19 protein-coding genes are annotated in these 26,341 nt (G+C 37.5%); 7 read left to right on the top strand and 12 right to left on the bottom strand.

What is annotated here, in order from left to right; all coding sequences use genetic code 11:
- The first annotated feature begins 83 nt into the window (after positions 1-83).
- A complete protein-coding gene (locus RNZ46_RS09450; RefSeq protein WP_316981965.1) occupies positions 84-1,097 on the top strand; it encodes a DUF3179 domain-containing (seleno)protein in 1,014 nt (337 codons plus the stop codon).
- Positions 1,098-1,102: 5 nt separating this feature from the next.
- Here the strand turns inward: RNZ46_RS09450 and RNZ46_RS09445 are convergent, their stop codons facing one another.
- The gene (locus RNZ46_RS09445; protein WP_316981964.1) at positions 1,103-3,850 is read right to left on the bottom strand and encodes a T9SS type B sorting domain-containing protein; all 2,748 of its coding nucleotides are present in this window, start codon (positions 3,848-3,850) and stop codon (positions 1,103-1,105) included.
- A gap of 209 nt (positions 3,851-4,059) precedes the next feature.
- Between RNZ46_RS09445 and rlmB the strand changes: the two genes are divergently transcribed.
- On the top strand, positions 4,060-4,797 hold the full coding sequence (gene rlmB / locus RNZ46_RS09440) for a 23S rRNA (guanosine(2251)-2'-O)-methyltransferase RlmB (protein ID WP_316981963.1): 738 nt from the start codon (positions 4,060-4,062) through the stop codon (positions 4,795-4,797).
- A 13-nt stretch (positions 4,798-4,810) separates the two neighbouring features.
- Here the strand turns inward: rlmB and RNZ46_RS09435 are convergent, their stop codons facing one another.
- Positions 4,811-5,542 (bottom strand): rhomboid family intramembrane serine protease, encoded by a 732-nt coding sequence (locus tag RNZ46_RS09435; protein ID WP_316981962.1) that lies wholly within the window; start codon positions 5,540-5,542, stop codon positions 4,811-4,813.
- Positions 5,543-5,765: 223 nt separating this feature from the next.
- Here RNZ46_RS09435 and RNZ46_RS09430 point away from each other — a divergent pair, with 223 nt between their 5' ends.
- Complete coding sequence (locus tag RNZ46_RS09430) at positions 5,766-7,043, top strand: replication-associated recombination protein A (protein ID WP_316981961.1); 1,278 nt, start codon at positions 5,766-5,768, stop codon at positions 7,041-7,043.
- Positions 7,044-7,152: 109 nt separating this feature from the next.
- Here the strand turns inward: RNZ46_RS09430 and argH are convergent, their stop codons facing one another.
- The 10 genes from argH to RNZ46_RS09380 all read right to left on the bottom strand — a co-directional run bounded on the left by argH (position 7,153) and on the right by RNZ46_RS09380 (position 18,819).
- A complete protein-coding gene (gene argH / locus RNZ46_RS09425; RefSeq protein ID WP_316981960.1) occupies positions 7,153-8,427 on the bottom strand; it encodes an argininosuccinate lyase in 1,275 nt (424 codons plus the stop codon).
- 117 nt (positions 8,428-8,544) lie between these two features.
- Positions 8,545-9,606: a M20 family metallo-hydrolase gene (locus RNZ46_RS09420; protein ID WP_316981959.1), complete on the bottom strand. Its 1,062-nt coding sequence runs from the start codon at positions 9,604-9,606 to the stop codon at positions 8,545-8,547.
- An 8-nt stretch (positions 9,607-9,614) separates the two neighbouring features.
- Positions 9,615-10,391: an acetylglutamate kinase gene (argB, locus tag RNZ46_RS09415; protein ID WP_316981958.1), complete on the bottom strand. Its 777-nt coding sequence runs from the start codon at positions 10,389-10,391 to the stop codon at positions 9,615-9,617.
- A 52-nt stretch (positions 10,392-10,443) separates the two neighbouring features.
- Positions 10,444-11,382: an N-acetylornithine carbamoyltransferase gene (locus RNZ46_RS09410; RefSeq protein WP_316981957.1), complete on the bottom strand. Its 939-nt coding sequence runs from the start codon at positions 11,380-11,382 to the stop codon at positions 10,444-10,446.
- Complete coding sequence (locus RNZ46_RS09405) at positions 11,383-12,507, bottom strand: aspartate aminotransferase family protein (protein ID WP_316981956.1); 1,125 nt, start codon at positions 12,505-12,507, stop codon at positions 11,383-11,385.
- A 129-nt stretch (positions 12,508-12,636) separates the two neighbouring features.
- Complete coding sequence (gene proC / locus RNZ46_RS09400; RefSeq protein ID WP_316981955.1) at positions 12,637-13,437, bottom strand: pyrroline-5-carboxylate reductase; 801 nt, start codon at positions 13,435-13,437, stop codon at positions 12,637-12,639.
- A gap of 101 nt (positions 13,438-13,538) precedes the next feature.
- Positions 13,539-14,525, bottom strand: coding sequence for an N-acetyl-gamma-glutamyl-phosphate reductase (gene argC, locus RNZ46_RS09395; RefSeq protein WP_316981954.1), 987 nt, complete (start codon positions 14,523-14,525; stop codon positions 13,539-13,541).
- Between the two features lie 58 nt (positions 14,526-14,583).
- Positions 14,584-15,759: an argininosuccinate synthase gene (locus RNZ46_RS09390; RefSeq protein WP_316981953.1), complete on the bottom strand. Its 1,176-nt coding sequence runs from the start codon at positions 15,757-15,759 to the stop codon at positions 14,584-14,586.
- A 60-nt stretch (positions 15,760-15,819) separates the two neighbouring features.
- Positions 15,820-16,437: a GNAT family N-acetyltransferase gene (locus RNZ46_RS09385; protein ID WP_316981952.1), complete on the bottom strand. Its 618-nt coding sequence runs from the start codon at positions 16,435-16,437 to the stop codon at positions 15,820-15,822.
- Between the two features lie 789 nt (positions 16,438-17,226).
- Positions 17,227-18,819, bottom strand: a complete 1,593-nt coding sequence (locus RNZ46_RS09380; RefSeq protein WP_316981951.1) for an NADP-dependent glyceraldehyde-3-phosphate dehydrogenase — start codon at positions 18,817-18,819, stop codon at positions 17,227-17,229.
- Between the two features lie 392 nt (positions 18,820-19,211).
- On the opposite strand from RNZ46_RS09380, the gene RNZ46_RS09375 reads away from it, so the two are divergent.
- The 4 genes from RNZ46_RS09375 to RNZ46_RS09360 are packed head-to-tail and all read left to right on the top strand — an operon-like array spanning position 19,212 to position 26,322.
- The gene (locus tag RNZ46_RS09375; RefSeq protein ID WP_316981950.1) at positions 19,212-22,664 is read left to right on the top strand and encodes a pyruvate carboxylase; all 3,453 of its coding nucleotides are present in this window, start codon (positions 19,212-19,214) and stop codon (positions 22,662-22,664) included.
- Between the two features lie 40 nt (positions 22,665-22,704).
- The gene (locus RNZ46_RS09370) at positions 22,705-23,487 is read left to right on the top strand and encodes a 3-keto-disaccharide hydrolase (protein ID WP_316981949.1); all 783 of its coding nucleotides are present in this window, start codon (positions 22,705-22,707) and stop codon (positions 23,485-23,487) included.
- 11 nt (positions 23,488-23,498) lie between these two features.
- Complete coding sequence (locus tag RNZ46_RS09365; RefSeq protein ID WP_316981948.1) at positions 23,499-24,929, top strand: Gfo/Idh/MocA family protein; 1,431 nt, start codon at positions 23,499-23,501, stop codon at positions 24,927-24,929.
- A complete protein-coding gene (locus tag RNZ46_RS09360) occupies positions 24,907-26,322 on the top strand; it encodes a 3-keto-disaccharide hydrolase (protein ID WP_316981947.1) in 1,416 nt (471 codons plus the stop codon). Before RNZ46_RS09365 ends, RNZ46_RS09360 begins: the two co-directional genes overlap by 23 nt.
- The last annotated feature ends 19 nt before the right edge of the window (positions 26,323-26,341 follow it).

Below are 26,341 nucleotides of genomic sequence, written 5' to 3'. Positions count from 1 at the left end.
TTACCAAACCGCTTAAGCTAGGCTTAAGCGGTTTTTTTGTAAGCACAAATTAGAAAAAACGACTGAATTCAAAACTATTCAAAATGAAACGCGTCTTTATTCTATTATCAGTTGGGTTAATTTTTATAAGTTGTTCAACAAACAACAAAAACATTAATGACTTAGAAGAGGAAGTTTCAGAAAACCTTTGGTGTGTTCCAGAAAGCACTATTAGCGATGGCACGTCCTTTTTCCCGTTAATGGACAACCCAAATTACACTACCGTTTCAGAGATTGAAACCCGAAATTTTCTAAACGACAATTCAAAATTAGCATTATACAAGATAAATAATCAAGTGTACGCCTATCCCTATGATTACACAAACAAATACGAAGTAATAAACGATAGTTTTGATGATACACACATTGCCCTTACATATTGCCCGTTTACCGAAAGTGCGCTTTGCTTCGATAGAAAGCTATCAAATGATAATATTTTAACCTTGAAAGCTTCGGGCTATTTACATAAAGATAATTTGGTTCCATCTGATGCCAACACCACATTGTTTTGGTCACAAATGAAAACATCTGGATTAAGACTAAACAATAAAGAGGATAAGCTTAAAACATTTAATATTTTAGAAACCAGATGGCAAACCGTAAAAAACCATTACCCTAATGCCCTTGTTTTTAATTTTGAAACAAACTGTGAAACCTGTGCCGGTGCAGAAACACAGTTAAACTTAAATAACCTTTTTGGGGTTATTAACGAGCATGTTTTAGAGGATACTATACACTTGTTTAAATATGAAGATTTTTCGAATAACACCAAAATAGTCCGTATTTCAGTAAATAACAAAAACACCATTGTGGTGGGTAATAAAAACAAGGTGTATTTTAATGCATTTTATATTCCTTCTAACATTACATTTAGTGCTTTAGACGACTCAGAATTTCCGCTGGTTCTAAAAGATAATGAAGGAAATAAATGGGATATTTTTGGGGTTGCTACCGAAGGTCCCAGGACAGGAAGTAAATTAACCGCGCCTAAATCTTACGTTGCGGCAGGATGGGCTTGGGAAGACTTTTTTGAAAATTTAATTTACTACAATAATTAAACGGCTTATCGCTTTAAAGCAAAATGCCCCTTGTACTCTTCTCCACTGGGAAGCTTTAAACAATACCAATAATCATCATCTGTCAAAAGATTTCCATTAAAAGTACCATTCCATCCATCAGACTGATTCGGATTAAAAGTTTTTAACAATTTACCATACCGATTAAAAATCTCGATAGTTATTAATTGGGTTTCAAATAAAGCTGGATCTAAGCCTGCAACATTCCAAGTATCATTATCGCTATCATTATTTGGGGTAAAATATTTAGGAAACCCTAGAATATAAAAATCTTTTGATATACGCTCGCAATTCAAAGCATCCATAATATACAGTGTATGCTTTCCGTAAGGTAAATTTAAAAACGAATTACTTTCTTGATACACACCAAACTCATCATCAATAGCATAAACAAAATCATTGGCAGCATTATTGAGTAAAATCGTTAAATCGCGGTCATTAATAATCAAATCTCGTATTTCAGGAATTTCATTTTGATTGACAGTAATGCTCATCGTATCTTCACAATTAAATAGCGGGTCAATAACATTTACCGTATACACCCCTGCCTGTAATACGGTAATTTCATTTACATTGTCATTGGTACTCCAATCGTAATTGTAATTACTTACCTCACTGGCATGAAGCCCCGTGTTAATAGTAATCGGGAAATCTGTAAGACACACATTTACAACCTGATCTTCCAATTGAGGAAAAGATTTTACTTCCAAATTTAAAACCCCTGTGCCGTAACATTCATTACTACTTTCTGCTCTAATATATAGTGTATTATTTGTTGATGTGTATATATTTGGCAATGGATTAACCCCTATGGCAGCATCATTTTTATCTTCGTAGAATGATATATCAACATTTGTTGGCAGGTTTAAAGCTGTTGCAATTCTAATGCTTTCAGACTCTAAATCGAAATCTGCAAGATTATCCTCGTCGGGGTCGCAGGCTCCTAATTGGTGCGTTCCTATATCTAGTGCTTGTGTAGTATTTAGTCTCACTGTAGCCATACTATAACAATCGGTATTGGCTTTAAGTACTTTGGCATATACTATTTCGCCATTGGATTGATTGGTATAGATTTCATTAATGGCTTTAGAATTATCAGTGTCATTAATGGCATCTGCCATGGTATGGTAATAATACACCTGAATAGCATCCTGTGTAAACAAACTTAAAGGCGCATTGGCCAATTGCAAATTAAAAGGTGCAATACCATCATTGGGATTATTATCTGCAGAGTCACATTGCACTAAATCGAACGTGGTTTGCAATACATCTGGCGGTTGGGAAATAATGACTTGTTTTAAAAAAGGCCCCTGCTCTACCCCATTTAAATACATGGTTAAACTTACCGTGTAAACACCAGCTTGTTGATAAGTGTGCAACGGTTCGTCAAGTATAGAGGTTTGTCCGTCACCAAAATCCCAAAGCACACTGTCATAGGGTTCCTCGGAAGTAATAAAAAAATGGGTTTGATCTCCTAAACAAACATCTTCATAATCAAAAGTATACAAAAATATAGATTGGACAAAGGGTGGAAGCCCTAACTGAGAGGCCTTTCCACCTAAATTCACTGTGTTTTCAGAATAATCACAAGATGTGCCAATATTATTGGGTTGATTAATTACCGAAATATCCAAACCAACTCCCAATGTTTTAAAGCCAGCTCTATATATTTTTCCGTTTATGGCCAATTGTAAAGCTCCAGCAACATTTTGTGAAGACCGTATTGTTTCTCTTGAATTTACAATATTTGAACTTTCTAAATTATATTGATACAAATGGCTATGATCGAAAAGGTCGTTTTCATCAAAAAAATTATCGGTTATATACAATAGTTCTGAATTTGGGGAGAATTCAACGCCATAAGGGTAAGCACCAGACAAAATCTCTAATTGATTGGTAACTGCCCCGGTTGTATTATTAAAGTCATAAAGCAATACTTTTCCCGATTTTTTTCTACCAGTCCTTGGGCTTCCTGCATTGGTAGAACTATGAGCGATGGCAATTTTCTTTCCATCGGGAGAAACTTTTAAGTAACCAATTGCAGTAATATTGGCACCATCATCATTAAATATTGGCCGAATCATTTGTGGTACGGTTGATACAATTGGTGTTTCGTTTACCCCATATATATCAATTAAAAACGCATAAAACTTGTTCATAAATTGCGTGATAACCCAAATTGAACTACCATCGCTATGCGAAACAGCTGTAATTTTTTCTGAAGATTTATACTCGTTTTGAACAGCGTCATTGGTGTCATAAGTAACCAAATGATTGTTTTTATTTCCAGGTACCACATCGCCAAAACCACTGTTTAAAGACAAGTCGATTTCTGAGTAATTAACACCATCAATGGGTTCGGCCTCTGTTAAATAATAACTTGGTTTATCAATAGTGAACACATAATATTTTGATGTGCTTCCTGGTTTTGGCACAATTAAAGCCGATTCGGTACTCGAACTATGCCCTAAAAGCCCTTCTCCGTTGGGCATAATTTGATGGCGTCTATCCCAAATGGTTACGCCATCGGTATAAAATAAAAGGTTTCCGTTCGGGTCCGATATGGTCGCGCATCCTTCTTTGGTAATTAATTGCCCGTCTGTTAGTGGTGTTGGGGTTGGTGTATTAAAATTAAGACCTGCATATTCACCAAAATACCAATTGGCCGATTGTTTTTGCGAAAACGCCAAACTAACAGAAAGGGTAAATATTAAAAGTAATATCTTGGTTTTCAAAAGTGATTGATTTTGATTGATTGATATACTGTAAATATAATGATATTTAGACTGATTATAAACCAATTACAAGTTTTAACATATCTTTTCAGTCCTAAATTTAGGATTAAAAAACACCAAATAAAACTAGTTTAATGCAGCAGCAACACCAAAAAAACTCTTTGTAGGTTAAACTTCTTAGACCAATAACTTTTTTATACATTTACCCCATGCAAGATCAAACTCAAATTTTTGGTATTAGAGCCGTTATAGAAGCTGTAAATGCTGGCGAAAATATAGATAAAGTATTTCTTCAAAAAGGCTTAAAAGGGGAACTTTTTAGTGAACTTGAATCTTTGTTAAACAGAAATTCGATTAATAAATCTTATGTGCCTGTTGAAAAACTTAACCGGCTTACAAAAAAAAACCATCAAGGTGCTGTGGCGCACATATCGCCTATTGAATTTCACGATTTAGAGACCCTTGTAATGACTGTTATAGAATCTGGTAAAACCCCATTGTTTTTATTGTTAGATCAGATTAGCGATGTCCGAAATTTTGGCGCCATTATTAGAACCGCAGAATGTACCGGTGTTGATGGCATTATTATCCAGAAAAAAGGCGGTGCCCCTGTAAACGGAGACACCATTAAAACAAGTGCGGGAGCAGTTTTTAAAATCCCGATTTGTAAAGTAGACCACATAAAAGATGCCGTATTTTACTTGCAAGCCTCTGGTATAAAAGTGATTGCTGCAACCGAAAAAACCAATGAGATACTATACGATGTATCTTTCACAGAACCAAGTGCCATTATTATGGGATCGGAAGGCCGAGGCATAAATCCATCCACTTTAAAGGTGGTTGACGCCAAAGCGAAACTACCCATTTTGGGTGATATTGAGTCCTTAAACGTATCAGTGGCTTGTGGCGCTTTTTTATATGAAGCTGTGCGGCAACGCATGCAGTAGGCGGTCTCAGTTTTCAGTCGTTTTCCGAATGTTTTTTATAGGTATAATTTATTGAAGGTTGCTCCTGCTCTTCTTCAGGTTCAAAAGTTTCAATAAAGTTTCCGTTTTCATCAAAATGCTTTAAAAACGGGTCGTCGTCTTCGTTAAAATCGTCACGCTCCCAAGCATATTTTTTGGGTTTTGCAATTTCACTTCTAAAGAAAAAAGCAAACAGCAAGCCCGTAATTAAACCCGATAAATGCCCTTCCCAAGAGATGCCCTCTTCACTTGGTATAGCATACCAAATCATACTGCCATAAAGAAATACAACTACTAACGACAATGCAATTAGCCTATAATGTTTGGCAAAAACACCTTTGAAAAAGGTAAAACTAACCAACACATAAATAAGTCCGCTAGCACCAATATGATACGACGGCCTGCCAATGCACCACGTTAGAAATCCAGAAATTAAAATACCAAAGAACAACACTTTCCAAGCTATTGGCCGATAGAAATAAAATAAGGCTGTTGATAATACAAACAACGGAACGGTATTGTGGTAAATGTGCTGAATATCGCCGTGAATAAACGGACTAAAAACAACACCTCGCAACCCTTTTAACGTCTGTGGGTAAACGCCATATTTACTAAAGTTAACGCCAAAACGAACCTCGAACCAAAACACCAACCAAATGGTGAGCACAAAAAGAATTGGATAGGCAATAACGCCTGTTGAGAATTTAAAATGTTCTTTAGTGTCCATGGCTTTAAATATAGCAAATAGTTATCCACGTTTAGGTTTTGTGCTAAAATGGCAGATATGCCCGCGTGAGGGATTGCAGTGGTTAGCTTTTGGCGAGGCGCGCATCGAGCAAAACTAGTAACGAAAAGCCCGACCCCGATTTGTATTGGGGGCACGCCCTAAAATTAAAATAAATTAGTGTTGAGATTCCTTTTTGCAAAGGAATTGTTTTAATTTTACAGTTATGAATGAGCCTTTAGCCGAACGTTTACGACCGAAAACCTTGGAGGATTATGTGAGCCAAACGCATTTGGTGGGCAAAAACGGTGCGTTAACCCAGCACATTAGGCAGGGATTGATACCATCGATGATTTTTTGGGGGCCGCCGGGAACTGGAAAAACAACGTTGGCCAACATTATTGCGACTGAATCTGGTCGGCCATTTTACACGCTAAGTGCTATAAATTCCGGGGTTAAGGATATTCGTGATGTGATCGATAAGGCCAAACAAAGTGGCGGTTTGTTTACAACGAAAAATCCCATTTTGTTTATCGACGAAATTCACAGATTTAGTAAATCGCAACAAGATTCGTTGTTGCAAGCAGTTGAAAAAGGTTGGATTACCTTAATTGGCGCGACTACCGAAAACCCGAGTTTTGAAGTGATTTCGGCACTTTTATCGCGGTGTCAGATTTATATTTTAAAGGCTTTTGATAAAAATGATTTGGAAACGCTATTAAAACGGGCGATTGAAAAAGACGTATTGATTTCTAAAAAAACGATTGATTTAAAGGAAACCAACGCGCTTTTAAAACTCTCGGGCGGCGATGCACGGAAACTGCTTAATATTTTTGAGCTGATTGTAAATTCGTATGATTCGGATTCTGTAACCATTACCGATGAGGACGTTTTAAAGAAGATTCAAAACAACACGGTGCGCTACGATAAAACAGGCGAACAGCATTACGATATTATTTCGGCGTTTATAAAATCCATTCGCGGAAGCGACCCCAATGCAGCGGTGTATTGGTTGGCGCGTATGGTGGAAGGCGGTGAAGATGTTAAGTTTATTGCGCGTCGTATGCTTATTTCGGCGAGCGAAGATATAGGCAACGCCAACCCAACGGCCTTGGTGATTGCCAACAATACATTTCAGGCGGTAACGACTATTGGTTTCCCCGAATCCCGCATTATTTTAAGCCAGTGCGCTACGTATTTGGCTTGTTCGCCAAAAAGCAATGCCGCTTACAAAGCTATTGGTAATGCCCAACAATTGGTGAAAGAGACTGGCGATTTAAGTGTGCCTTTAGAAATTAGAAATGCGCCCACAAAACTGATGAAAGAACTCGGTTATGGCGATAATTACAAGTATGCGCACAACTACGAAGCTAACTTTGCCAATCAGGAATTTATGCCGGACGAGATAAAAAATACCAAGCTTTACGACCCCGGAAATAATACTAGGGAAAACGCGCATCGTGAGTTTTTAAAACAACGTTGGAAAGACAAATATGGGTATTAATACCTTTTTGTAATTTTATGGCGCTATTGTGCTGAATGTGTTAAATTGGTTTTGAGTATTTGATTGTTGCACTGACTTTTTAAAAAATTTTTACAAAATCGAAACCTATTTACTCAGGAAACTTAGCCCTAATATCCTCTAAACATAAATTATGAATACTGCCAATGTGCGAGTGCTCTTTACTCATATCTGGTTTGTAAGTTCCCGCTTGTACTTGTCCGCCAATTTTCTGATAGGCTTCCCTGAAACTCATCCCATCAACCACTAAATTATTAATATTGTCAACCGTAAATAAGTACTTGTATTTATCGTCGTTTAAATCAATATCCTTCACAACAATTTGTTGAATGGCATAATTGAAAATATCCAAAATGGTTTTCAATTCTTCAAAAGCGGCAATAGTATTTTCTTTTAACAACTGAAAATCCCTGTGGTAACCACTTGGTAAATTGTTGGTAATTAAAATCATTTCGGTTTGCAAAGCTTGTATTTTATTGCACTTGCCACGAATGAGTTCGAACACATCCGGATTCTTTTTATGCGGCATAATGCTACTGCCTGTTGTTAACTCGTCTGGAAAGGTGATAAACCCAAAATTCTGGCTCATATACAAACACACATCCATGGCAAAACGGCTCATGGTATTGGCTAAACTGCCCAAAGTGGCGGCGATGGTGCGCTCGCTTTTACCCCGGCTCATTTGCGCTGCAACCACGTTGTATTTTAAGGTTTCAAAACCCATTTCTTGGGTCGTAATATCTCTATCAATCGGGAAAGAACTACCGTAGCCCGCCGCAGAACCCAACGGATTTTGATCTACCGTTTTTATGGCGGCGTTTAATAAATAGACATCGTCAATCAACAATTCGGCGTAAGCTGAAAACCATAAACCAAAGGATGATGGCATCGCCACTTGCAAATGCGTATAACCTGGTAATAATTTTTCTTTGTGCGTGTCGGCCAATTGCAAAAGGGTTTCAAAAAGCGTTTTTGTTTTGGCTTTTACGTCCAATAAGTTGTCTTTAAAATACAAATGAAGCGCCACTAAAACCTGATCGTTTCTAGAACGTGCGGTATGGATTTTTTTGCCCACCTCTCCCAATTGCTTGGTGAGCTCGAATTCTATTTTTGAGTGCACATCTTCAAATTGGGCATCAATAACAAAAGTGCCGTTTTCAATCTGATCTTCCAAAACTTTTAATCCGCCTAATAATTCAACCAATTCATCAACGGTAATAATGCCGATTTTTTGAAGCATTTTGGCATGCGCTTTCGAAGCCATCACATCGTATTTTGCAATATGAATATCGATTTCCCTATCGTTGCCAACGGTAAATTGCTCTATTTGTTTGTCTATTGTAAATCCTTTATCCCAGAGTTTCATTTTGTCTATTTTTGTCATTCCCGCGCTTGTGCTGAACTTGTTTCAGTAAAGGCGGGAATCTTTTTAAATTTTCTTTTACTTTAATGGACTCCTGCCTTCGCAGGAATGACAGCACCGTTAAACAATCACTTTATTCAACAATTCAATATAAATTTTGATGCCTTCTTCAATTTCATTCAAATATATGAATTCATCGGCCGAATGCGAACGTGTGCTATCGCCGGGACCTAATTTTAAACTTGGGCAACTAAGTACCGCTTGATCTGATAATGTTGGCGAACCGTAGGTTGTTCGTCCAATAGAAAGTCCTGCTTTTACCAAATCGTGCTCTAGCGGAATGGATGAGGAATTCAGCCTTAAACTCCGTGGCACTATACTATCGCAGGGTGCATTGGCCACCAATAAATCGGCAATGTCTTGATTTGAATATTTATCGTTTACACGAACATCGATAACCAATTTTACATCTGCAGGAACCGCGTTATGTTGCTTTCCTGCGTTAATTTGAGTAACCGTCATTTTTACATCGCCCAAAGCTTCCGAGGATTTTTTAAACGTAAAATCCCTAAACCATTTTAAAACCTCAATCGTATTGTAAATGGCATTATCGTTGTTAGGATGGGCGGCATGACTGGGTGTGCCTTTCACCACGGCATCAAAAACCACGAGGCCTTTTTCGGCAACAGCCAAATGCATCAAAGTGGGTTCGCCCACTATGGCGACATCTACTTTAGGAATGATGGACAACATGCTATTTAAACCGTTTGGTCCGCTGCTTTCTTCTTCCGCGGAAGCGACAATTACCAAGTTGTATTTTAAGTTTTCTTGCGCGTAAAAATGAGTGAACGTTGCGATTAACGACACCAAACAACCACCGGCATCGTTACTACCCAAACCGTATAGTTTACCATTATCAACAATGGCTTTAAACGGATCTTTGGTGTAACCATTATTGGGTTTTACCGTGTCGTGATGCGAGTTTAGCAATAGCGTTGGCTTGCTTTTATCAAAATATTTATTGATGGCCCAAACATTGTTTTTGGTGCGCGTGTAATTAATTTGGTTTGCTTTAAACCAATTTTCAATTAGTGCGGCCGTTTGGTCTTCTTCGGATGAAAAAGATTCCGTTTCAATAAGATTTTTAAGAAGGTCTATCGCCTCGTTTGTTAGTTTTTCCATGGCACTTTTTAGGCTTGAATTGTGGTGTGTTTTGTGTTTGAATTGAAAAGCATTTCTGGTTTCCCGATGCACACTTTATGCACCTTGTGTTTTATGGCGTGAAAGCAATTATTGAGTTTTGGCAACATACCGTCTGCAATAATGCCATCGTTAATTAATGTTTGGTAATTTTCGGAATTGATGTGTTCTATAACCGAATCATCATCGTTTACATTCAGCAATACGCCATTTTTCTCGAAACAATAATACAGTTCGGTTTGATAAATTTTGGCAAATCCTATGGCTAATTCTGATGCGATGGTATCTGCATTGGTGTTAAAAAGTTGTCCGTTTTCATCGTGGGTTATGGCACAAAAAACTGGTGTTACTTGATTGTTTAAAAGCACTTCTAAAGTATTTGTATTCACTTTCAACACATCGCCAACAAATCCGTAATCAATATCCTTTACGGGACGTTTTTCCGATATGATAGCGTTGCCATCGGCCCCTGAAAACCCAATAGCATTACATTGCTTTGCCTGTAATTTAGCGACTAAATTTTTATTGATTTTACCGGCATAAACCATAGTAATAATGTCTAAAGTATCGGCATCTGTTATGCGACGGCCATTAGTCATTTTAACCTCAACACCCATTTGATTGGCTAGTTTTGTCGCTAATTTTCCACCACCGTGTACCAATATTTTTGGCCCTTTGATTTTGGAAAACCCATCTAAGAAATTATCCAACGCTTGCTCGTCATCAATAATATTACCGCCTATTTTTATGATTTTTAATGTTTGCATTTTTGTAGCTCACAGACCTGACAGGTTTTAAAACCTGTCAGGTCTCGTTTATTTATAAATTACTCAAAATTGTTTTCAAAACCCATTGCGCCGCAAAGGTTCGGTTGTTTGCCTGCTGTATTACCAATGAATTTTCACTATCTAAAACCGCATCTTCAACCACCACATTTCGTCGTACCGGTAAGCAGTGCATAAATTTGGCATCACCTAATTTCTCCTTGGTAATCATCCAATCCGAATCTGTTTTTAACACCTTACCGTAATCGCTATACGAACTCCAATTTTTCGCATAAACAAAATCGGCGTCTTTTAAAGCATCTGCTTGATTGTAAATTACCGGTGTGTTTCCAACTATTTCAGGATTCAAATCGTAACCTTTGGGGTGTGTCATTACAAAATCGACGTCCATATTTTGCATCGCATTTACAAAACTATTTGCAACGGCGTGCGGCAATGCTTTGGTATGTGGCGCCCAACTAAGCACTACTTTTGGTTTGTTGTTTTTTTTGTGCTCGGTGATGGTAATCGCATCGGTAAAACCTTGTAGCGGATGCGCCGTAGCACTTTCCATATTTACAATAGGAACTGATGCATATTTTACAAACGATTTAAGCACCTGCTCGGTTTCATCTTTTTCTTTATCTGTTAATGTTGGAAATGCTCTAACGGCAATAACATCGCAATACTGAGACACCACCGCGGCAGCTTCTTTAATGTGTTCTGCTGTTGAACCGTTCATAACCGTGCCGTCTTCAAATTCGATGCCCCAAGCATCACCGGAAACATTCATCACGATAGGATTCATGCCTAAATTTAAAGCGGCTTTTTGCGTGCTTAAACGGGTACGCAAACTGGAATTGAAGAATAACAACCCTAAGGTTTTATGCTTTCCTAATGCTGAAAACTCTAACGGATTTTTTTTCAGTTGAATAGCTTCCTGAATGGCTTTTGGGAAGTTTTTAATGTCTGATATGTTGGTGTATTTTTTCATTTATAATGCTTTTTTTAAAGCTTCAAAAAACATATCAACATGCTTTTTTTGAAGCGTTAATGGCGGAAGAATTCTTAACAAGTTAGGACTTTTAGCACTTCCTGTAAAGATATGATGCTTAAAAATCAAATCTTTTCTTAGAGCTGCTATGGAAAAATCGAATTCCAACCCTAGCATTAACCCTCTTCCTTTTACGGCTTTAATTTGCGGAATGGTGTTGGCTTTTTCAATAAAATAGTCTGAAACTGTTTTCGCATTGGTCATTAAATTTTCACATCGCATCACTTTTAAAACGGCTAATGATGCAGCGCAAGCTAAATGATTCCCACCAAAGGTTGTCCCCAACAAGCCATACGAGGCCTTTATAGATGGATGGATTAAAATACCACCAATTGGGAATCCGTTACCCATACCTTTTGCCATCGAAATAATGTCGGGTGTAATGCCATGCTTTTGATAGGCGAAAAAATCACCGGTTCGTCCAAAGCCACATTGAATTTCATCTGCAATTAACAAAGCATTGTGTTTTTTCGATAAGCTTTCTAAACCTTTTAAAAACTCCGTTGTCGCTTCATCTAAACCGCCAATACCTTGAATGGTTTCAATAATTATAGCGCAAACATCATTTTTTGCCAAAGCCTTTTCAACCCCTTTTAAATCGCCTAACTCGAAAAGCTCTACTTCTTGTTGGGCATTAATTGGCGCAATAATTTTGGCATTATCGGTTGCTGCAACGGCTGCCGAAGTACGCCCATGAAATCCGTTTTTAAAAGCTAACACTTTTGATTTTCCCGTTTTAAACGAGGCTAATTTTAAAGCATTCTCGTTAGCTTCAGCGCCAGAATTACATAAAAACAATTGGTAATCTTTGCAACCTGAAAGCGTTTCAATAGCTGAAGCCAATTCAACCTGCAACGGATTTTGAATCGAATTGCTATAAAACCCAATATTATTGAGTTGATTGCTCAACGAGCACACATATTCGGGATGCGAATGCCCAATGGATATTACGGCATGTCCGCCATAAAGGTCTAAATATTCAACGCCGTTTTCGTCGTAAACAAAAACATCTTTTGCTTTAACGGGTGTGATATCGAACAACGGATAAACATCAAATAAATTCATTTTCTTATAATTTTTATTTTAAAAATGAAATAAATAAAAATTATTTGCTTAATGTAACCGCTACGCTTTCGCATAAAAAACTTTATTGTTTTCGGTTAAAACAAATAATAAATTCTATTTATGCTCATTTCATAATTGTTCTGTTTTTATAGTGTTGATTTTATTAAACGAGGTCACCATACCTTGAATTAAAGACGAGCTCAATCCTTTGTGTTCCATTTCGTTCAATCCTTCAATGGTACAGCCTTTTGGCGTGGTAACTTTATCAATTTCCTGCTCCGGGTGATTGCCCGTAGCAATTAGCAAACTCGCCGCACCTTCGCAGGTATGCATAGCCAAATCTTGCGCTGTTTCTGCTTCAAAACCTAACTGAATGGCCGCTTGTGTGGTGGCTCTAATCAAGCGCATCCAAAAAGCGATACCACTGGCGCAAACCACGGTTGCCGCTTGCATTTGTTTTTCCGGAATGGCAATAGAGGTACCCAAACGGTTAAAAATGGCCTCAGCTATTTTAATGCGCTCCGCCCCTTTTTCGTTACTACATAAACAGGTTATCGATTTCCCAACAGCAATGGCTGTATTTGGCATCGCTCGAATAATAAACTGATCTGAACCAACAATGGCTTCCATTTTCGGGATTAAAAACCCAGTAATCGTCGAAATCAATACGTGTTTTTCGGTTAATAAGGGTTTAATATCCCTTAAAATAGTTTCAAAATGTGCCGGTTGTACAGCAAAAATTATAATGTCCGATTGTTTAACCGCCTCAGCATTATTCGATGTTAAATACACATTTTGGTAACCATCAAATTCCTGAATAGCATCCAAATTCCGTTTTGTTAGGTACAGCGTGGTAATCGCATTACTTGTAATTAATCCCTTTGCAATCGATTTACCTAAATTCCCGGTTCCAATTATGGCTATTTTCATTTTTAAATTCTTTTTGTCATTCCCTCAAAGGAGGGAATCTTTTTAATTTTAGTTCTATGTGGATTAGATTTCCGCCTTCGCGGAAATGAAAAACGCTTCTATTAAAAGAAATTTGCTTTCAATTGTATCCCTTCGGTTTCATCAAAACCAAACATTAAATTCATATTTTGAATCGCTTGACCCGATGCTCCTTTTAATAAATTATCGGTACAGCTCGTAATAAGCAATTTATTGTTGTGTTTATGCAAATGGATTAAACACTTATTAGTGTTTACCACTTGCTTTAAGTGCACATCGTTGTCCGACACAAAAGTGAATTTTGCATCTTTATAATAATCCTTGTAAAGCGATTTTGCTTCTTCTAAACTACCCTCAAAATGGGTATAAAGTGTCGCGAAAATACCTCTTGAAAAATTCCCGCGATTGGGCATAAAAATAAGCTCCGATGAAAAATCATTTTGCAATTGTTTTACCGATTGATTGATTTCCCCCAAATGCTGATGCGTGAATGGTTTGTAATACGAAAAATTATTATCGCGCCATGTAAAATGCGTGGTTTTAGACAATGATGTTCCCGCGCCCGTAGCACCAGTTACGGCGTTAATGTGCACATCGTCTTCTAACAATCCGTTTTTTGCCAAAGGCAATAATGCCAATTGAATGGTGGTTGCAAAACAACCGGGATTGGCTATGTATTTTGCTTTTTTAATGGCTTCTTTTTGTAGCTCGGGTAAACCGTAAACAAATGTTTTCCCGCTAAAGGTTTTGTCTTTTTCTAATCTGAAATCATTACCTAAATCGATGATTTTTGTATCGTCTGAAAAGGTGTTGTTTTCTAAAAACTTAACTGAATTTCCGTGGCCCAAGCACAAAAACAAAACATCGACATTTGGATTGATGGTGTCTGTAAATTTCAACTCTAAATCACCCACCAAATCCTGATGAACATCACTAATTTTATTTCCAGCATTCGATGTGCTAAAAACAAAATTAATTTCGGCTTTGTTGTGATGCATCAACAACCTAATCAATTCGCCTGCGGTGTATCCTGCGCCACCAATTATGCCTATTTGAATACTTTTTTTCATGTTATTTGTTTTTTTTAGACCTGTCAGGTTTTTGAAACCTGACAGGTCTCTATTCCATCTAAGAATTTACTTGTTGATATATTTTATTTTGATTGCCCAAGATTTTGATAAATCCTTTAGCATCATCGGCAGTCCACGCTTTGTTTTCTTCGCCGTAACTTCCAAATTTAGCAGACATCAAATCGTGCTTTGACACAATACCGTCTAAGGTAAAATGATAAGGTTTTAACGTAACGGTTACCTCGCCGGAAACCTTGTCCTGACTGCTTTGTAAAAAGGCTTCAATGTTTCGCATTACCGGATCTAAATACTGCCCTTCATGCAAATGCATCCCATAAAAACTAGACAAATATTCTTTATGCTGCAATTGCCATTTGGTAAGCGTATGCTTTTCTAACAAATGATGTGCTTTAATGGTGATTAATGCCGCGGCAGCTTCAAAACCAACGCGACCTTTAATGCCCACAATGGTATCGCCAACGTGAATATCTCTACCAATAGCGTAAGGTGAAGCCAAATTATGCAACACTTCAATATTAATTTCCGGGTCGTTTTCCACACCATTTATAGCAACCAATTGGCCTTTCGCAAAGGTTAAGGTTACCTTTTCCTCCTCCGTGTGTTTTAACTGCGAAGGATAGGCTTCTTCGGGTAACGGCTTTTCTGAGGTCAACGTTTCTTCGCCACCTACACTGGTGCCCCAAAGGCCTTTGTTAACCGAATACTTCGCTTTTTCCCAAGACATATCTATACCGTTACTTTTAAGATATTCAATTTCTTCTTGTCGCGATAATTTTTGGTCTCTAATGGGGGTAATTATTTTTATGTTTGGAGCCAAGGTTTGAAAAATCATATCGAAACGTACTTGGTCGTTTCCTGCGCCTGTACTGCCGTGGGCAATATACTCGGCACCTATACTTTTAGCGTACTCCACAATTTCAATAGCTTGAATAATACGTTCGGCACTTACAGATAGTGGATAGGTATTATTCTTCAACACATTACCGAAAATTAAATACTTCACTACTTTTTGGTAAAACGTGGCAATGGCATCAATATTTTTGTAGGTTGTAACGCCCATCTTATAGGCATTACTTTCAATGGTGTTTATTTCTTCTTGGGTAAATCCGCCCGTATTTACACTAACGGCGTGCACGTCGTATTCTTTTGATAAACTTACGGCACAATATGAGGTATCCAACCCACCACTATATGCTATTACTAATTTTTTCATTTTAAAATGTTTTGTTATTTCTGCCTTTCGGCGACTGCCAAAGCTAAACTTCAGCCTAAATTATTTTTTATTCTTTTTTAAAAACAAGGTTTCTTTAATCTTTTTTAACCGTTTAAAAGTCTTTTCCTTCACTTGCTTCGTTACCTTATTTTTGGCTTTTTCCGGATCGTACAACATGCCTGTACACAAACACAGTTTCCGGTTGGTTCTTGTTAAAACATCGTAGTTTTTACAAGTTTGGCAGCCGTCCCAAAACGATTGGTCGTCGGTTAACTCAGAAAACGGCACAGGTTTATAACCCAAATCGCTATTTAATTTCATTACTGCCAATCCCGTAGTAATACTAAATACCTTAGCCTCCGGGAATTTATTTCTGGAATGCTCAAAGATTTTGTGTTTAATTTTCTTTGCTAAACCTGCACCTCTGTAATTTGGATGTACAATTAAACCCGAATTGGCAACGTATTTGCCATGTCCCCATTTTTCAATATAGCAAAAACCGGCAAAGGTATTGCCGTCTAAAGCAATAACAGCATTACCGTTCTCCATTTTGGTCATAATATAATCAGGGGTACGTCTGGCGATTCCCGTGCCTCTAACATTTGCGGAGTCTGCAATAGTGTCGCAAATAATTTGGGCGTAAATACTATGTGATTTATCAGCAATAATGACTTTCATTATTTTGATTTTATATGATTTAATTTTGAAATTATTTTGATGTTTTGAAAAGCTGAACCGGACTCACCTAAGTTCAATAATTTATAGCATACCCTTACGGGCGACGTGGAAAGTTACGGCGAACAACGTTTCTATTATTTAAAGAAATAATGGTTTTTTGAAGTTGTAAAGTAAATTTTGATGTAAACATGGTAAAAAATAAAATTAAACGTAACGATTATTAAGGCTAAATAGAAGAATTAGCGGCGGCGGTTGCGCAAGCGCAAACTGGGGGAAAACGTACGTATTTTATTTTTCTTTGAATTCATTGGTGTAAAACTAAAAATTAATTTTTATTAATAGCTTAAAGTTCTATGATTTTTTAGAATAATTATCAAATTTTATTAAAATGATACTTTTTGCTTTTAATTCTTCATTTGTATGCGATTATATTTAAAATACCCGTTGTGCATTTTGGCAGAATTCTGTCAATTCGAGTGAATTTTACGATTGAAATGAGTGAAATTTGTATCGAGAATAAGAATTTTTGAACCATAAATGGGTTCTCGATACAATTTTTCGTTCCTCAAAATCACTCGAACTGACATATAGAAATTATTTTCATTCAAAATGCACAACGGGTTTAAAATATCTTTTTTTGATTGATTACAATTTTTTAGTACCAGATAAAAATTGTTAGCGTACTGGATGTCAGTATGAGCGCAGTCGAAGACATTGTAAAATATCGTTTTTAACAACATTTCGACTGCGCTCAATATGACACTTTTTAATTTTTTAATGAACTCAGGACTACAATATATAATCAGTACTGATAAAATTAGAAGCTTTTTTATCCAACAATCCTTTTAAAATGGCATTGTTATACGGGTTGTCTTTTGATGCCACAAAGGTTCGTATTGAAAACGAACGCAATGCATCGTGTACACTTAATGTACCATAAGCCGAATCTTTTCTTCCTGTAAAAGGATAAACATCGGGTCCGCGTTGGCACGAACTATTCAAATTCACTCTACAAACCAAATTAACCAAGGTATCAATTAACGGCGAAAGTGTATCGATATCTTTACCAAATAAACTCACTTGTTGGCCGTAATTAGATTCTGCCATATCATCTAAAGGTGTGTCAATATTTTTGAAAGGCACAACAGGAATCACAGGGCCAAATTGCTCCTCTTTAAACACGCGCATGTCTTTGGTTACCGGATACAATACCGCCGGAAATATAAAATTCTCTGATGTTTTGCCTCCCTTTTCGTTTTGCTTTTTAGCACCTTTTTCCAAAGCATCATCAATTAATTCTTGAATATAGCCTGGTTTCTCAACCTCTGGAAGTGGTGTTAATTTCACACCTGTTTCCCAAGGGTTTCCAAATTTAAGAGCGTCTACTTTTTCAGAAAAACGTTTGTTAAATTCATCGACAATAGATTCGTGAACGTATAATACTTTTAAAGCCGTACAGCGTTGCCCGTTAAACGATAGCGTTCCTGCAATGCACTCTTCAACGGCCAGGTCTAAATCGGCATGTGGCAACACAATAGCTGGGTTTTTAGCCTCTAAACCTAAAACCATGCGCAACCTATTTCCTTTGGGATGTTGCGCTTGTAAGGCGTTGGCAGATTTACTGTTACCAATTAAGGCCAAAACGTCTATTTTTCCAGATTGCATTATGGGCGTTGCCAAAACACGACCGCGGCCATAAACAATATTTACCGCGCCTTTTGGAAAACTGTTTTGAAACGCTTCCAATAAAGGTGATATTAATAAAACGCCGATTTTGGCTGGTTTAAAAATGACGGGGTTTCCCATAATTAAAGCCGGAATAAGCAAGGTAAACGTTTCGTTAAGCGGATAATTATAAGGCCCTAAGCACAGCACCACACCTAATGGTCCGCGGCGAATGTGCGCATAAACGCCAGAATTTTTCTCAAATTTTGCAGAGTTTCTATCAATTTGTTTGTAGGCTTCAATGGTATCGTAAATATAATCGACGGTTCTATCAAATTCCTTTTCAGAATCCGGTAAATTTTTGCCTATTTCCCACATTAAAAGCTTAACCACTTCCTCGCGCTTGGTTTTCATTTGCTCCACAAACTTTTCCATGCACGCAATACGGTCAATAACCTTCATAGTTGGCCATAAACCTTTACCTTTATCATAAGCTGAACAAGCAGAATTCAAAGCATCTAAAGCTTCTTTTTCGCCTAATTGAGGAATGGTTCCTAGAAGTGTTGGTTTGTAGTTTTCTGTTGAAGAAATCGTAGAATATACTTCTGCGGTATCACCTTCCCACTGTTTTAATTCACCATCAACCAAGTATGTTTTTTGATGTAAAAGAGATTTGATTTTATAAGTTTCCGGAATTTCTGAAAAAGTCGTTGTCATCGGGTTTGAGTTTTATTGTTTGTTTTCTGTCAGACGTCATTTGCCAAGGATCATTTTATGTCATTTTATGAATGATTCATGGTTCATGTCATATCCAACATAGCGTTTTAATCTAATGCTAAGGTATTTATTTTTAACCTTAAAGACTTTTAAAAACAGGTGTTTGTTTGAAGAAATACGATATTCTTAACACTTTAATTACATGTTAATAAAATATTTATGGCTCAAACGTTTTCGGCTGTTTTTTTTATGGCAATACGGTTTTTCAAAAAATGTAAAATGAAAGATATTCAGTGTTTTTAACAAAAATCTTCGTTTAATTCAAAAATGGATAGCATTTAATTATAAATACCTATATTTTTATAAAATTAAATACGCAGTAAAAACAAACCATGAAAATTAAAAAAATATTAGTTGCCAATAGAAGTGAAATTGCCATTAGGGTTTTAAGAGCTTGTAGCGAAATAAACATTGATACCGTTGCCATTTACACTTACGAAGACCGCTACTCGCAACATCGATACAAAGCCGATGAATCGTATCAAATTGGAGAAAACAATCAGCCTTTAAAACCGTATTTGGATATTGAGGCCATCATCCGATTGGCAAAATCCAAAAATGTAGATGCCATACATCCGGGTTATGGTTTTTTATCTGAAAACTCAACATTTGCCAGGAAATGTGCGGAAAACGGTATTGTTTTTATTGGTCCGAAACCAGAAGTTATGGATGCTTTGGGCGATAAAATTATGGCTAAAAAGATAGCAGTAAAATGCCATGTTCCTATTATTGAAAGTAATAAAAAGAAGTTATCCTCATTAAAAATCGCTTTGTCTGAAGCAGAAAGCATTGGCTTCCCTTTAATGCTAAAAGCCGCTTCGGGTGGTGGTGGTCGCGGTATGCGTATTGTAAGAACTGCGGAAGATTTAGAGCAGCATTTTGATTCAGCAAAAAACGAAGCCTTAAACGCCTTTGGTGATGACACCATGTTTTTGGAAAAATATGTTGAAGACCCCAAACACATTGAAGTTCAAATAGTTGCTGATAACCATGGTAATATTCGCCATTTATTTGAGCGTGATTGCTCGGTACAGCGCCGTCATCAAAAAGTGGTTGAGGTCGCGCCATCGTTTGGGTTGCCCGAAAACGTAAAACAAGAGCTTTACAATTACGCCGTTACCATTGCCAAAGAAGTTAGCTATAATAATATTGGCACCGTTGAATTCTTATTGGACAAAAATTATAATATTTATTTTATTGAAGTAAACCCGCGAATACAAGTGGAACACACGGTTACCGAAATGGTAACAGGCATCGATTTGGTAAAAACCCAAATATTTGTGGCTGGTGGCTATAAATTATCAGACAAACAAATTAAAATATTTGACCAAGGCAGCTTATCTACAAATGGTTTTGCTTTGCAATGCCGACTAACAACCGAGGATCCTGAAAATAATTTCACTCCAGATTACGGCACTATTTCAACCTATCGCAGCGCCTCGGGCATGGGTATTCGTTTAGATGCCGGAAGTATTTATCAATCGTACAGTGTGAGTCCATTTTTTGATTCTATGTTGGTTAAAGTTTCAGCGCAGGGCAGAACTTTAGATGGTGCTGTTAGAAAAATGACACGCGCTTTAAGGGAGTTTCGTATTCGTGGTGTAAAAACCAACATTCATTTTCTTCAAAATGTCATTCAGCACCAAACCTTTAAAGCAGGCAATGCTACGGTTAATTTTATTCAAAACACCCCATCATTATTTAAAATAAAATTACCGCAAGATCGCACCACCAAAATCACTCAATATTTAGGCGATGTTACGGTAAACGGAAACCCCGATGTAAAATTTACCGATGCATCAAAAGTGTTTAGAGACCCCAAAGTGCCAAAATTTAATCACATTGATGCATACCCAAAAGGCACCAAAAATTTGTTGACCGAATTGGGCCCCGAAAAATTTTGCGCCTGGTTAAAAAACGACACTAAAATCCATTATACCGATACCACCATGCGCGATGCGCACCAATCGTTATTGGCAACTAGAATGCGAACTTACGATATGTTGAAGGTGACCGAAAGTTTTGCCAAAAACCATCCAAACACCTTTAGTATGGAAGTTTGGGGAGGCGCCACTTTTGATGTGTGCTTACGGTTTTTACACGAAAATCCGTGGGGTCGATTAAGAGAACTTCGTGCCGCGGCGCCAAACATTTTATTGCAAATGCTACTTCGCGGTTCAAATGGCGTGGGTTACAAAGCATATCCGGACAATTTAATTGAAGCTTTTGTAGAAATGGCATGGGGCAATGGCGTTGATGTTTTTAGGATTTTCGATTCACTCAATTGGGTTACCGCTATGGAACCTAGTATTTCTTACGTGCGCAAAAAAACAGACGGTATTGCTCAAGCAGCGATAAGTTATACAGGCGATATTTTAAACCCCAAACAAACCAAATACAACTTAAAATATTATACACAACTCGCCAAAGATTTAGAAAATGCAGGTGCCCACATGATTGCCATTAAAGATATGGCGGGCCTACTAAAACCTTATGCCGTAACAGAATTGGTCGCCGCTTTAAAAGACACCGTTAATTTGCCCATTCAATTACATACCCACGACACCTCATCTTTACAAACAGCCACCTATTTAAAGGCCATTGAAGCGGGCGTGGATGTGGTTGACGTAGCCCTGGGTGGACTATCGGGGTTAACCTCGCAACCCAATTTTAATGCCATTGTTGAAATGATGACATATGAAAAACGAGCCCATCATTTTGACATGGGTACACTTAATCAATTTTCAAATTTCTGGGAAGACACTCGTGAACTTTACTATCCGTTTGAATCTGGTTTAAAGTCTGGAACTGCCGAGGTTTTTCAACATGAAATCCCTGGCGGGCAATATTCAAACTTACGTCCGCAAGCAACTGCTTTAGGATTAGCAGACCGCTTTGATGATGTTAAGAAAATGTACGGGGAGGTAAATACCTTGTTTGGCGATTTAATAAAAGTCACCCCTAGCTCTAAAGTGGTTGGTGACATGGCGATTTTTATGGTAACAAACAATTTAACCCCCGAAGAAGTTATGGAGCGCGGGCATGAAATTTCGTTTCCAGAATCTGTTATAAATTTCTTTAAAGGCGATTTAGGGCAACCTGTTGGTGGCTTTCCTAAAAAACTTCAGAAGATTATTCTAAAAGACAAAAAACCTTATAAAGACAGACCTAACGCCCATTTAAAACCCATAGATTTTGACACGGAATTTAAAGCATTTGCAAAAAAATTCCAAAAAGGGTTTACAAGACCCATCGAATTTGAAGACTTTTTGTCGTACTGTTTATACCCCAAGGTTTTTGAAGAAGCACATAACAAATACAAACGTTACGGCAGCTTAAGCCGACTCCCAACTAAAAGCTTCTTTTATGGCTTAACGAGCGGCGAAGAAATATTGGTTACGCTACAACCTGGTAAAACCCTTATTGTAAAACTACTTTCAGTAAGTGAACCCAATGAAGATGGCATCAGACTCGTGTTTTTTAGGGTGAATGGGGAAAACAGATATGTTGAAGTTCGCGACAATAAACTAAACATAAAAAAGCAGGAAAATAGAAAGGTTGATCCTGAAAATGCGAATGAAATAGGTGCGCCTTTACAAGGTTCGTTATATAAAGTTTTGGTCAAACGAGGTCAGGAAGTTAAAGAGAACGAACCGCTATTTATTATTGAAGCCATGAAAATGGAAACCACTATTGTAGCATCTCATGCAGGTAAAATAAAATCGATTACTTTAAATTCGGGCACTATGGTAAAACAAGATGATTTGGTACTTACTATGGAGTAATTCAAATTAATACTATATTTACCTAAAATTTTTATAAAACATGAAAAAAGCAATTTTAGCATTATCTATCGCACTCGTAATTCTAGCTTGTAAAGGAGAGAAGAAAAGTGAAAAATTAGAAGAAAACAATACTGTAAACAACGAATGGATTTATCTTTTTGATGGCTCTAGTTTAGATGGATGGCGCGCCTACAACGGCGATGCCTTACCTCCGGGTTGGACTATAAAAGACAATGTGTTAACCTTTGATACAGAATTGGGCTTAGAACAAAATTACACAGGCGGAAAGGATATTATTTACGCTGCCGAAGAGTTTGATAATTTTGAACTTCACGTAGAATGGAAGCTACCAAAAGGTGGTAACAGCGGTATTTTTTATCATGTAAAAGAAGGTCACGGTAGCATTCCCGAAATTGCACCCGAATATCAATTAATTGACGACTTAGGCTATGCCGATATACACGATCTTACAGCCTATAATAAAAGTTTAGGCTATACCGAAAACCCAGGCGAGCTGAAACCTTTGCAAAGAACCGGATCGGATTATGCCATGCACCCTGCAGACCAATCGCAAAAAATATTACACCCTATAGGTGAATGGAATACTTCAAAAATCATATTTACCCCAGAAAACGTAGAGCATTGGTTAAACGGAAAAAAATTATTGTCGTTTGTCCCATGGGATGAAGCTTGGGAGGAAAAAAAGAATTCTGATAAATGGAAAAACAGCCCTAATTATGGCATTTATAAAACAGGCTTTATTGGGCTTCAAGACCATTCAAGTCCTATTTGGTTTAGAAATATTAAAATAAAAAAACTATAAAAACACATCACATGAACAAAAGAGACTTTTTAAAAAAAAGCGGATTAGGGGTTGCAGGTTTAGCCATTGCACCTTCGTTATTAATGAGTGCTGCCAAAACTAAAAATGGCCGTCTAAGAACTGCCCATATTGGTGTTGGCAACATGGGATTAGCCGACCTTAAGGACACGGCATCGCATCCTTTAGTTGATGTTACAGCATTATGTGATGTGGATTCAAATTATCTCAACCAAGCTAAAAAGCTTTTCCCGAATGCAAAAACATATTCTGATTACAGAATCATGCTAAAGGAGATGAGCGATGAGATTGATGCGGTAGTTGTTTCAACCCCAGACCACACGCACGCTCCAGCTTCTATGCTTGCCATGAATATGAATAAAGCCGTGTATTGCCAAAAACCACTAACACACCACGTCTCCGAAGCCCGTGCCATGAGCAAACTTGCTAAAGAGAAAAACTTGGTAACACAAATGGGTATTCAAGTGCATTCATTCTATGATTATAAGTTGGCGACTTTATTAATCCAATCCGGAATTATAGGAAAAGTGCATACCGTACATGCTTGGTCACCAAAAAATTGGGGTTACGACGGTGCTGCCCCAGAAGGTAGCGACCCCATACCCGAAACTTTAGATTGGAATTTATGGCTAGGAACATCGGCTAAGCGCCCTTACAAAAAAGACGTTTATCACCCCGGAAATTGGCGTAAATTAATGGATTACGGCTGTGGTACTTTAGGCGATATGGGTGTTCATATTTTTGATACACCGTACAACGCTCTTGAGCTTGACGTCCCTAAAACCATAAAAAACGAATGCCGTGAACCTAACGGATTTGGTTTCCCGGAAAACAATATAGTAACATATGAGTTTCCTCAAACAAAACATACTGCCGAAACCTTAAAATGGATTTGGTACGATGGCCCCGGAGCTCCAAAAGATCATGAAGATTTACTATTGCCCGGTGCAAAAAAAGAAACTTCTTCAGAAACAAAAGACGAAAATTTAGAAGATAAAATGTCGCTTGAAACCAAAGTCGCTTCCAAAGGTGTTTTACCAGAACAGGGCGCCATGTTTGTTGGCGAAAAAGGCCGCTTACTTTTACCTCATTTTATGCAGTTACCACAAAAAATTGTAGATGGGAAATATGTTGACATATCCGCAGAAATTGAAGCGGTTGAAAAAGCAAATAACATGGGCAAACCCATACGTAATTACGCTTCTGAAGGCCCAAAACATTATCATCAGTTTGTTGATGCCTGCCTAGGTAAAGATGAATGTACAGCGCCTTTTTCTTATGCATCGAAATTAACAGAAACGATTCTTTTGGGAGTTATTGCAGGTCGTTTTCCTAATGAAACATTGCATTGGGATAGCGAAAAAGCAAAATTTTCTGAGGAAAAAGCCAATCAATATTTAGATGGAAATTATCGTGAATTTTAAAACCTTTAGATTATACGCTTTAATTTGTGCTTTAACCTTATGCTTTAGCAACAATGAAGCTGACGCGCAAGTTTCAAACAACGAATGGATAGACCTTTTTAATGGTAAAGATTTAACAGGTTGGAAACAACTAAACGGTACCGCAAAATATAGGGTTGAAAACGGAGAAATAATTGGCACTACCAAAACTAACATCCCAAACAGTTTTTTAGCTACTGAAAAAAAATATGACGATTTTATTTTGGAATTTGAGGTGTTAGTCGATCCATCAATCAATTCTGGAGTACAGTTTAGGTCCAATAGTTTTAAGGCTTATAACAACGGAAGGGTTCATGGCTATCAATTTGAGTTAGACCCTAGCGATCGTGCTTTTAGTGGCGGTATTTATGATGAAGGTCGAAGAGCCTGGTTGTACCCATTATCTTTAAACCCAAAAGGCAGAAAGGCTTTTAAAAATGGGGTATGGAATCGCTGTAGAATTGAGGCCATTGGCAACTCCATTAAAACTTGGATAAATGGTGTGCCATGTTCAAACTTAGTTGACGATTTAACACCATCGGGCTTTATTGCATTGCAAGTTCACGGCATTGGTTCCAATGAAAATCTTGCTGGAAAAGAAATTAAATGGCGGAATATTAGAATTAAAACAGATAACTTAAATGAGGCACGATGGCCAGCCAACCCTGACGTTAAAGAAATGAGTTATTTGGTAAATACGCTTACCCAAAATGAGAAAGATAAAGGTTGGCGTTTACTTTGGGATGGTAAGACCGGTAAAGGCTGGCGCGGAGCAAAACAAGATCATTTTCCAGAATCTGGATGGGAAATCAAAAATGGTGAACTAACTATTTTGGCCACAGATGGCAACGAATCAACAGGTCCCAGAGACCTTGTTACAGAAAAACAATTCAGTAGCTTTGAGTTAGAACTTGAATTCAAAATTACCAAAGGCGCAAATAGTGGCATTAAATATTTTGTCAACACCCCATTAAATAAAAATACGGGATTAACCATTGGATGTGAATTTCAAATTTTAGATGATAAAAACCATCCCGATGCAAAAGCAGGCACAAATGGAAACCGAACCCTGGGGTCGCTTTACGATTTGATTAAAGCAGAAAACCTTTCGATACCGGGAAGAAACAAAACTTTTAAAGGCGTTGGCAACTGGAACAAAGCGAGAATTATCGTGAAAGGTTCGCACGTAGAGCATTGGTTAAATAATGAAAAGGTGATTGAATACGATAGGCATTCGCAAATATTCAAAGCACTTGTGGCTTATAGTAAATTCAAAGGCTGGCCAGCATTTGGACAATGGCAAAGCGGTCATATTTTATTACAAGACCATGGCGATACCGTACACTTTAGAAGTATAAAAATCAGAGAATTTTAGCTTTTCGATAACACATTTA

This window comes from Hwangdonia lutea, assembly GCF_032814565.1.
In the GTDB taxonomy this organism is placed as follows: Bacteria; Bacteroidota; Bacteroidia; order Flavobacteriales; family Flavobacteriaceae; genus Hwangdonia; species Hwangdonia lutea.
Note: the sequence above shows the minus strand (reverse complement) of the source record. Positions and strands in the feature narration are given on the sequence as shown.